This window comes from Halomonas sp. GFAJ-1 (assembly GCF_000236625.2).
Classification (GTDB): domain Bacteria; phylum Pseudomonadota; class Gammaproteobacteria; order Pseudomonadales; family Halomonadaceae; genus Vreelandella.
The window spans coordinates 1-8,958 of record NZ_AHBC01000024.1; the positions used below are offsets into that span (position 1 = coordinate 1).

Here is an 8,958-nt window from a genome sequence, read left to right on the forward strand (position 1 = left end):
GCCTAGCCGCTCAGCGACCTCGGCCACGCGATGGCCGCGCTCTACCACCTGCTTGACGGCTTCGATTTTGAATTCTTCAGTGTAGCGGGGATAGCTCATGGTTCCTCCTAGATACCTTTAGTATAAGGCCTGGAGGTGTCTACGAAACCTGGGGCGATTCAAGCACTGATTTTTGGTATGACTTGTTACATATAGCTGACTGGGCGATGCTGATAAGGCGAGCCACACGGGCGATTACCGAATGCCAACCAAGGTAACCATACCTCAACATCAGTCTGTGATGAGGTGGTTGCTGTCCTTGTTAGTACATTTCAATAAGGCAGCTGGGCGCTTGCTTTCTTTATGGTTGGAGACCTTGAACAATGCTAATCAGCAGTTCAAGGTTTTCTGCTTCATTGTCTTTTAGCCAAATACAGTGTGACTCGTGCGTGATAGAAACATCGGCTAAAGGTAGAAAGCTGACGTTAGAAAACTGTGTGTCTATCAGTGACTTTGGTACCAGTGCTACTCCCATGCTATTGGCGACCAAAGCGATCACAGTCAGCCAATGTGACACTTCGTGGGTTACATTTGGAGTTAGATCGGCAACGTGGAAGAGGCCTATGATGCGGTCGTAGTAGTAAGGGGAAAGATCTCGGCGAAACGTGATAAATGAATCACTGCACAAGTCTTTCAGGCAGATTGACTGTCGTTGAGCTAGCGGATGATGGCTGGGTACGCAGCCAAGCAATGGCTCGCTGGCCAGTGTCAGCTTTTCTAGCGTATCGGGAAGTGGCATAGCATGAATAAAACCGATATCGAGCTGTCCAGACTCTATTCCCTCAACCTGATCGGATGAACTACGTTCCAGCAACTTTACCTCAATGCCAGGGTGTGCCGATTTGAGCTTCTGTAACGCAAGCGGCAAACCGCGGAATAGCATGGCAGGCGTGAAGCCGATTCTCAAAATTCCCGAAGCCCCCTCTGCGATGCGCTGCATCATGATGCGCGACTCTTCCAGTTCCTCAAGCAGGCGTCTTGCTTGCCGCTGAAATACCTCGCCCGCAGTCGTTAACTTAACGCTCTTACTACTTCGCTGAAGCAACGTTACGCCCAGCTCGTCTTCGAGCTGGCGCAGGCTCGCGCTTAGCGGTGGCTGTGAGATATGCAGCTTTTCAGTGGCCCTACCGAAATGCAGCTCTTCGGCCAGCAACAAAAAATACCGCAATTGCCGAAAGGTGAGTGCCATCTGATGCTCCCATCGTTATGCATAGAATTATGTCAAATGACTTCAACGATACAGTAAATAGTATCGATAGATCCTTAAACGGTATTGGATGACCAGTGTTAATGGTTACTAGTATGCGAAAGATGCTATCGAAACTATAACAAGGAGAAGCGGTATGTCGAACGCTATTCACCGCAACATTCCCGATAACCGCGGACACAATGCCTTTACCAGTGACCCAGAGTTATCCAGCCTGTTAGCTGTTTATCTAGCCCCTGAGTTGCGCCAGCATACCGCCCCTTTTTTCGATGAGATGGGCAAGCTGGTGGGAGATGAGCTTGAAACACTGGCGCTGGCTGCAGATAAAAACCCACCGACCCTTCATCTGCGTACCCGCAACGGGGCTGATGCCCAGCATATCGAAAAACACCCTGCCTACCAGCAGCTGGAACACTACGCTTATTCGCATTTTGGTCTGGCGGCGATGTCGCACCGCGGCGGCGTTTTGGGCTGGCCGGAACCGATGCCGCCGGCTGTTAAATATGGCCTGACGTTCTTGTTTGTGCAGGCGGAGTTTGGATTGTGCTGCCCACTGAGTATGAGCGACTCGCTGACGCGTACGTTACGCAAGTTTGGCTCTGAAGAGTTAATTGCTCAGTTTATCGATAACCTGACCGCCCAGGATAAAGCGCAGCATTTTCAAGGGGCCATGTTTATGACCGAGCAGGATGCTGGGTCAGACGTTGGTGCGATTACCACTGAGGCTCGTTACGAGAACGGCGTTTGGCGACTCTATGGGGACAAATGGTTCTGCTCTAACCCAGATGCCGACTTAGCCATGGTGCTGGCACGACCTGAAGGTGGGCAGGATGGTACGCGTGGGTTGACGCTATTTTTACTGCCACGTCAGTTGCCTGATGGCCGTTTGAACAGCTACCGCATCCTGAGGCTTAAGGACAAGATGGGTACCCGCTCTATGGCTAGTGGCGAGATTGTTCTGGAAGGCGCAGAAGCCTATGTGGTGGGCGAAGAGGGCAAAGGCTTTAAACACATGACCGATATGATCAATATGTCGCGCCTTTCCAACGGTGTGCGTTCTGCTGGCTTGATGCGCCGCGCAATGAACGAAAGCCTGTATATTGCTCGTCATCGACATGCATTTGGTCGTCATTTGATTGAGCTGCCGCTGATGCAGCGCCAATTGCTCAAGATGATGCTAACCGCCGAGCAGGGGCGCAGCATGGTATTCCACACGGCCGAGTGCCTAAGGCGAGCAGATAAAGGCGATCAGGAAGCTGCAAAACTGCTGCGTATTTTGACGCCATTGATCAAGTTTCGTACGACCCGGGATGCCCGAAAGGTCACCGCTGATGGTATGGAAGTGCGCGGCGGGTGTGGCTATATCGAAGAGTGGTCGGATGCCCGGGTAGTGCGCGACGCCCACTTAGGATCGATTTGGGAAGGTACCAGCAATATTGTCGCGTTAGACGTGTTTCGTGCGATTCGTCGTGAAGGCACCTTACCTATTTTGAGTGGCTATCTGCATCGCCTGATCGAGGTTTCCGCCCTGGCCGAACGAGAGTGCTGTTTACTCAAACAAGTGTTGGATAAGGCTGTTCTGGCAGCTGAGAAAGTAGCGGGAAGCGCCGATAACGAACATGAAGTGCGACGTATCGCTAGTACGCTTTATCACGCCACCTCGACAGTTTTTCTTGCCTGGGAAGCGCAGCAGCAACCGGATAACCATCGCCGCGCCGCTCTAGCAGCACTGGTGCTGCGCTACAAGCTGCTACCACAGGATCCGACTGTCGTTGATGACCTGCCTGCAGAGCACTGTGCTGAGCTATTGGAAGAGCGGCCGATGGGGGCAGGCCGTGTAGTGCAGCTGATAGCCAAGCTGAACCTTCCCGAGCCTAACGCTGAGCGAGTGCCAGAGGTGGCGTCATGAGGACTCCTGCTGCTTGTTTGAGTGGTATCCGTATTCTTGATCTAAGCCGAGTACTGGGCGGCCCGTATTGTACCCAGGTGCTGGCAGATCATGGGGCGGATGTGATCAAGGTAGAACCTCCGCAAGGCGATGAAACCCGCGGCTGGGGGCCGCCATTTCAAGGGGATGCCTCTTCCTACTTTCATGGCCTGAATCGTGGCAAGCGTGGTATGGCGCTTGATCTGCGCCAGGATGCAGGTCGCGCCTTATTACTGGAGTTGCTTGAAGGCGCGGATGTGCTGGTTGAAAACTTCAAGCCCGGCACATTGGAAAAGTGGGGGCTGGGGTATGACGTCCTGAGTGCACGCTTTCCTGCGTTGATTCATTGCCGGATCAGTGGCTTTGGGGCGGATGGCCCGATGGGCGGCCTGCCCGGTTACGATGCAGTGATTCAGGCCATGGCAGGGCTGATGAGCGTTAATGGTGAGCAAGGCGGTGATCCCTTGCGAGTGGGCTTACCGATCGTTGATATCGTGACGGGGTTGAATGCGGTGATTGGAATTACCCTGGCACTGCATGAGCGAACGCGTAGTGGACAAGGTCAGTTTGTTGAAGCGGCACTGTTTGACTCGGGACTGTCGTTAATGCACCCGCATTTTCCGAATGTGTTCTATGGCGGCCCAGCCCCACAGCGCACTGGTAATGCGCATCCAAATATTGCTCCCTACGAGGTGTATAAGACCGCTACGCAGCCACTTTTCTTAACCGTGGGTAACAACGGTCAGTTTGCCAAGTTGTGCGCCGAACTGGGCTGCACCGAGCTGATCCAGGATTCGCGTTTTATCGATAATGGTACGCGTCTGGTCAATCGTGAAGCGTTACGTGAGGCGCTGGAAGGCGCCATGAAACATCAGGATGGGTTGATGCTAGCGGAACGCCTTATTCAAAACGGCGTGCCCTGTGGCCCAGTGCTGGAAACCTCCCAGGTGCTCGCTCACCCCCATACAACTCATCGAAAAATGATTGTTGAAATTGGCGCTTACAAAGGCACCGGCTCGCCGATTAAGTTAAGCCGTACGCCTTGTCATTATGAGCGCCCACCCCCCACCTTTTCGCAACACACGGAGGATATTCTCAAGGAGATGGGCGTCACGCCTGAACGCATTACTCAACTGAAAGAAAAGGGTACTACGCCGATTGATAAAAACGCCTGACCAAGGCCGAGGACAACCCTCGTCGGCTAATAAAACATCACTAACAACTTCAACAACAAGTGAGACGCCATCATGAAACGTAATCTATTAAACGCCAGCATTATTGCCGCTTCTTTTTCATTCTCTCTGGGAGGTGTGGCGACTGCCCAGGAACTGCCCAATACCATGACTTGGACAGCCTACGATGTCGGCTCGCAGGGGCATTCTGAAGCATCTGCTATTGCCGATGCCTTTGGTCGTGCTTACGACACGCGCATCCGTATTCAGCCAGCTGGATCTGCCATAGGGCGGTTGCAGCCGCTTGTGTCAGGGCGAGCGGATTATGCCTTCCTGGCGACCGAGTCATTTTTTGCATCTGAAGGAACCTTCGACTTTGCTGAGCGCCGTTGGGGGCCTCAGGATCTGCGTGCGGTGGCTGGCCGACCCTCCTCGTTTGGTATTCCCACCGCTGCCGATGCAGAAATTCATAGTCTGGAAGATTTGCGCGGTAAGCGTGTTGCGTATGCCGCGGGCAACCCTTCAGTGAGCGTGAAGTGCGATGCCATCCTGGCCTTTGCGGGGCTCACACGTGATGACGTTGAAGAGGTGATGTTCCCGGCACACGGTGCCGCCATGAGCTCGCTGGTACAGGGCCAAGCTGATGCCGTGTGCACCACGACCACGGCAAGCCAGCTCTATGAGCTGGAAGAGTCACCACGCGGGCTGCGCTGGGTGGATATTCCTGCCGACGACGAGGAAGCCTGGGCACGCATGAATCAGGTGGCGCCGGTCTTCCAGCCGTTCACCGAGACCATTGGTGCAGGCTTATCTGAAGATGCCCCGGCTAACATGCTGGCCTACCGCTACCCGATCATTGTCGCTATGGCCGATAAAGATGAAGACGAGGTTTATGCCTACATCAAGTCGTTGGATGAGTCTTACGACCTCTATAAGGATGCGACGTCAGCCATTCATCGCTGGTCGATCAAGGACTCTGGTGTCCCGCCGATTGATATCCCCTTCCATGCGGGTGCCGTGCGCTATATGCAGGAGCAGAACCTGTGGAGCGATGAAATGAATGCCTGGAACGAAGCGCGCATCGCTCGTTTAGAAGCCTTGCAAGCCGCATGGGAGCAAACCCTGGAAGAGGCTAGCGACCTTGATGACGAGGCCTTTAAAGCACGCTGGGAAGAGCGCCGTCAGGCCACGCTTGACGAACTTTAATGGCTTGAGGCACGGGGCCATTGGCCCCGGCTGCAATGGTGTCTATAGGTAACGGCCATGACGAATAATAGCGACAACACGACATCACGGCTCAACAAGGTTTCGCGCGGAATCGTTATGCTTTTGGGGTTGGCAGGGCTGCTTATGGCCATCAACCAGACGTTCTCGTTAGCCCTGTTTGGCTTTACTCCACTGGGGAATGCCTTTCTTTACTACCTGATCGGTATTTTCCTTGCGTCAGCATTGCTGTGTTATCCGGCGCGGGCCGCTGATAGCCAACGCCTACCCTGGTACGACTGGGGGCTGGCAGTCACTGCATTAGGATGTTCCATTTACTTGGGGTTGAACGGCCTGCGCATGATGCAGGAAGGTTGGGAGTTTTTTGCCCCCACCGAGGCGACGGCTATTGCCAGTGTCATGGTATTGCTGGTGCTGGAAGGGGTGAGACGCTGCGGTGGTTGGGCGATTTTTGCAGTGGCTCTGGTGTTTGGCCTGTACCCTATTTATGCAGGGAGCATGCCGGGTTTTCTATGGAGCAACCCTTTTACCCTGGGAGAAACTATTCGCTCCCATGTGATGGGCGTGGAAAGCATTGTCGGTGTGCCCATGCAGGTGGTTGCCAACCTGATCATCGGCTTTGTAGTATTTGGCATCGCCCTGACGATTACCGGTGGTGGTAAGTTTTTTATGGACTTCGCCACCGCGCTGATGGGGAAAAGCCGCGGCGGGCCGGCCAAGGTCGCCGTGATTTCCAGTGCGTTTATGGGCAGTTTGTCGGGCAGTGCGGTATCCAATATTCTGACCACTGGTGCGATTACCATCCCGGCAATGAAACGCAGTGGCTATTCAAAAGAGTATGCAGCTGCCGTCGAAGCCTGCTCTTCCACGGGGGGCACCTTGATGCCACCGGTGATGGGGGCGGTGGCGTTCATTATGGCGTCCTTTCTGGGCGTCAGTTATTCCGAGGTGATGATCGCCGCCTTATTGCCAGCCATTCTTTTCTATATGGCGCTTATCCTGCAGGTGGATAACTACGCCGCTCGTAACGGCCTAAAAGGCATGCCAGCCGAAGAGATTCCTAAAATTTGGCAAACCCTGAAGGCTGGCTGGCCCTACCTGTTAAGCCTAGCGCTGCTAATTTACATGCTGCTAGTGATGCGCCTGGAAAGCTACGCACCCTACTACGCAACGCTGGTTTTACTGGGTATTTCAATGGTGCGCCGCCACCAACGAATGAATGTGCAAAAAGGGCTGGATTTCTTTTTTCAGCTCGCGAAAAGCGTGGGCAATCTGGTGGCAGTGTTGGCGGGCATCGGGTTGGTGGTGGGCGGTCTTTCCTATACCGGCGTGGCGGGCTCATTTTCGCGTGAGCTGCTGCTTTATGCCGACGGTAGTATTCCGCTAATGTTGGCGGCCGGTGCGATCACTAGTTTTGTGCTTGGTATGGGGATGACGGTTAGCGCGTGCTACATTTTCCTCTCCATTCTGCTGGCACCAGCACTGGTTTCGGCAGGGCTTAACCCGCTGGGTAGCCATTTGTTTATTCTCTACTGGGGCATGCTTTCGTACATTACGCCACCGGTGGCATTGGCAGCGATTACCGCGGCGGGCGTGGCCGGTGCCAACAATACGAAAACCAGTCTGCATGCCGTGCGCCTGGGGGGTATTCTGTTTGTGTTGCCTTTCCTGTTTGTTCTCAACCCCGCGCTGATTTTGCAGGGTGACCCGCTGCGCATTGTTTTGTCGTCCATCACCGCCTTTGTCGCCATCTGGCTGGTGGCCGCCGCGATGGAAGGTTATCTCTATCGTGTGGGGATCATTGGCTATGTTGCGCGCCTATTCCTGCTGTTAACGGCAATGCTACTGATCTACCCTGGCCTGACGACAGACATCGTCGGCTTCACCGCTCTGGTAGGGATTTATAGCGCGTGTTGGGCTATGCAGCGCACGAGGCATGTTGATCATACGGCACCCTCATCACCGGAGAGACTACTATGACCGCCTGCGTTACCTATAAGCGTTATGACAGAGTGGAGGTTGTTTTGCATCTCTATCCCGTCTGTTAATGTTCTCAGCTATGCGGTGCGCAGCGGTTTAATGGCGGCTTTTGAGCAGGCAGAGGCTGATCTGCAGGCGAAGGTACTGGTGCTGTTGGCTAAGGTACGTACCTTTATTGCTGGTGCAGATATTAACGAGTTTGGAAAACCCACCCGAGCTCCGTTATTACCCGATGTGATTTTACGCATCGAGAGCTGTATAAAATCGGTTATTGCGGTGATGCATGGCACAGCGTTAGGCGGTGGGTTGGAAGTTGCCTTAGGGTGCCTCTGCGTGTTGCGCGTAGGGCTGGCTGAAGTCAAGCTGGGCCTTACCCGGTGCTGATGGTACACAGCGGCTACCACGGCTGGCAGAGGTTGAGGCTGCACTGGATATGATGACTCAAGGGTGCTTTCTTGATACGCAAAAAACCTTGCCAGCGGCATCTTCGATAGATTAAGTGACACCACTGACATGCTTGAAGCAGACTTGCAGGCCGCACTATGGGTTATCAGAAACGAGCAGGCAACCGGGTAACGCGAAACTTGCCAGCGCCACAGCTCAATGCGTTGGTACATCTGTCTCTTGCTGAGAAGCACGCATCCTTGGTAGGCTTTAAAATGGCAGCCATGGTTTTCTCACTGAGTTCGTGCAGCACCCAAGCGGCAAAACTCGATCTTTGGATACAGCATCTTATTAGAAAGCTTTAACAGACTATTCCTGACTTCTGACTTCTGACTTCTGACTTCTTGTGCTTGGTATCAATAGATATTGGTAGCTATCACTATTATCTATATATTTGTTAGATATATAGTAACTTTCTACATAAGAAAGAATAGGTAGCGATGGTAGCGTACACGTCAGCAGTCAAAAACGATGATAAAAGCACAGATAATCAAATAGCGCGCTTTGGTCACCCCTATCGCGATATATGCCAATGGGCTGCCCATCATGATCTCAGTGATGCTCTGGAACTGGCTTTTTGGACGCTTGGATTGGATCACCAGATCGTCGCGATTGGCAACCTGGTTAATGAATTTCACCATCCTGAATCAAAAGACATTCTGGCTCGATGGCGGCAAAATCCCACCCTTGCCTCGCTAGATGATCTGGCGAAAGCCATTCGTCAAGATCCCTTGATCAACCGTCAGTATCCTGCATTTCCTCATGCAGGAGACGCTACAAAAACGAAACAAACATATCGGTGATTTTCAACCTAGTTGTCCAAATGGCTGCCTCTAAGCAGCCTGTTTATTACGCTCGACTTCCTGAAGCTTGCCAGGGTTGAGCGCTACCGAACCGGGTACCTCCCAGTTTCGGGTGCTCCCCGACCAACGCTGTGGATGCCGACGTTTAGCTCTTTCATAAAC

The 8,958-nt window shown here is 53.2% G+C and carries 8 protein-coding genes; 6 read left to right on the forward strand and 2 right to left on the reverse strand.

Features of this window, described 5'->3' with window-relative positions:
• Both MOY_RS06550 and MOY_RS06555 read right to left on the reverse strand, forming a co-directional pair.
• On the reverse strand, positions 1-99 hold a 99-nt coding region (locus tag MOY_RS06550; protein WP_009097852.1), incomplete at its 3' end, for an IS3 family transposase.
• A 241-nt stretch (positions 100-340) separates the two neighbouring features.
• On the reverse strand, positions 341-1,228 hold the full coding sequence (locus MOY_RS06555; protein ID WP_009097854.1) for a LysR family transcriptional regulator: 888 nt from the start codon (positions 1,226-1,228) through the stop codon (positions 341-343).
• Positions 1,229-1,382: 154 nt separating this feature from the next.
• On the opposite strand from MOY_RS06555, the gene MOY_RS06560 reads away from it, so the two are divergent.
• The 6 genes from MOY_RS06560 (at position 1,383) to MOY_RS06585 (ending at position 8,796) form a co-directional block, all read left to right on the forward strand.
• A complete protein-coding gene (locus MOY_RS06560; protein WP_009097855.1) occupies positions 1,383-3,155 on the forward strand; it encodes an acyl-CoA dehydrogenase family protein in 1,773 nt (590 codons plus the stop codon).
• The gene (locus MOY_RS06565; RefSeq protein ID WP_009097856.1) at positions 3,152-4,348 is read left to right on the forward strand and encodes a CaiB/BaiF CoA transferase family protein; all 1,197 of its coding nucleotides are present in this window, start codon (positions 3,152-3,154) and stop codon (positions 4,346-4,348) included. The genes MOY_RS06560 and MOY_RS06565 overlap by 4 nt, the downstream gene beginning before the upstream one ends.
• Before the next feature lie 72 nt (positions 4,349-4,420).
• Positions 4,421-5,551: a TAXI family TRAP transporter solute-binding subunit gene (locus MOY_RS06570; protein WP_009097857.1), complete on the forward strand. Its 1,131-nt coding sequence runs from the start codon at positions 4,421-4,423 to the stop codon at positions 5,549-5,551.
• A 57-nt stretch (positions 5,552-5,608) separates the two neighbouring features.
• Positions 5,609-7,549 carry a TRAP transporter permease gene (locus MOY_RS06575; RefSeq protein ID WP_009097858.1) on the forward strand — a complete coding sequence of 647 codons (1,941 nt, stop codon included), beginning with the start codon at positions 5,609-5,611 and terminating at the stop codon, positions 7,547-7,549.
• A 39-nt stretch (positions 7,550-7,588) separates the two neighbouring features.
• On the forward strand, positions 7,589-7,933 hold the full coding sequence (locus MOY_RS17520) for an enoyl-CoA hydratase-related protein (protein WP_035540282.1): 345 nt from the start codon (positions 7,589-7,591) through the stop codon (positions 7,931-7,933).
• A gap of 500 nt (positions 7,934-8,433) precedes the next feature.
• On the forward strand, positions 8,434-8,796 hold the full coding sequence (locus MOY_RS06585) for a hypothetical protein (protein WP_009097862.1): 363 nt from the start codon (positions 8,434-8,436) through the stop codon (positions 8,794-8,796).
• Positions 8,797-8,958 lie beyond the last annotated feature (162 nt).

Excerpts from the sequence above, each read along its gene's own strand:
- MOY_RS06575 (WP_009097858.1), top strand. The coding sequence starts at position 5,609 with ATGACGAATAATAGCGACAACACGACATCACGGCTCAACAAGGTTTCG.
- MOY_RS06570 (WP_009097857.1), top strand. The coding sequence starts at position 4,421 with ATGAAACGTAATCTATTAAACGCCAGCATTATTGCCGCTTCTTTTTCA.
- MOY_RS06555 (WP_009097854.1), bottom strand. The coding sequence starts at position 1,228 with ATGGCACTCACCTTTCGGCAATTGCGGTATTTTTTGTTGCTGGCCGAA.
- MOY_RS06565 (WP_009097856.1), top strand. The coding sequence starts at position 3,152 with ATGAGGACTCCTGCTGCTTGTTTGAGTGGTATCCGTATTCTTGATCTA.
- MOY_RS06560 (WP_009097855.1), top strand. The coding sequence starts at position 1,383 with ATGTCGAACGCTATTCACCGCAACATTCCCGATAACCGCGGACACAAT.
- MOY_RS06585 (WP_009097862.1), top strand. The coding sequence starts at position 8,434 with ATGGTAGCGTACACGTCAGCAGTCAAAAACGATGATAAAAGCACAGAT.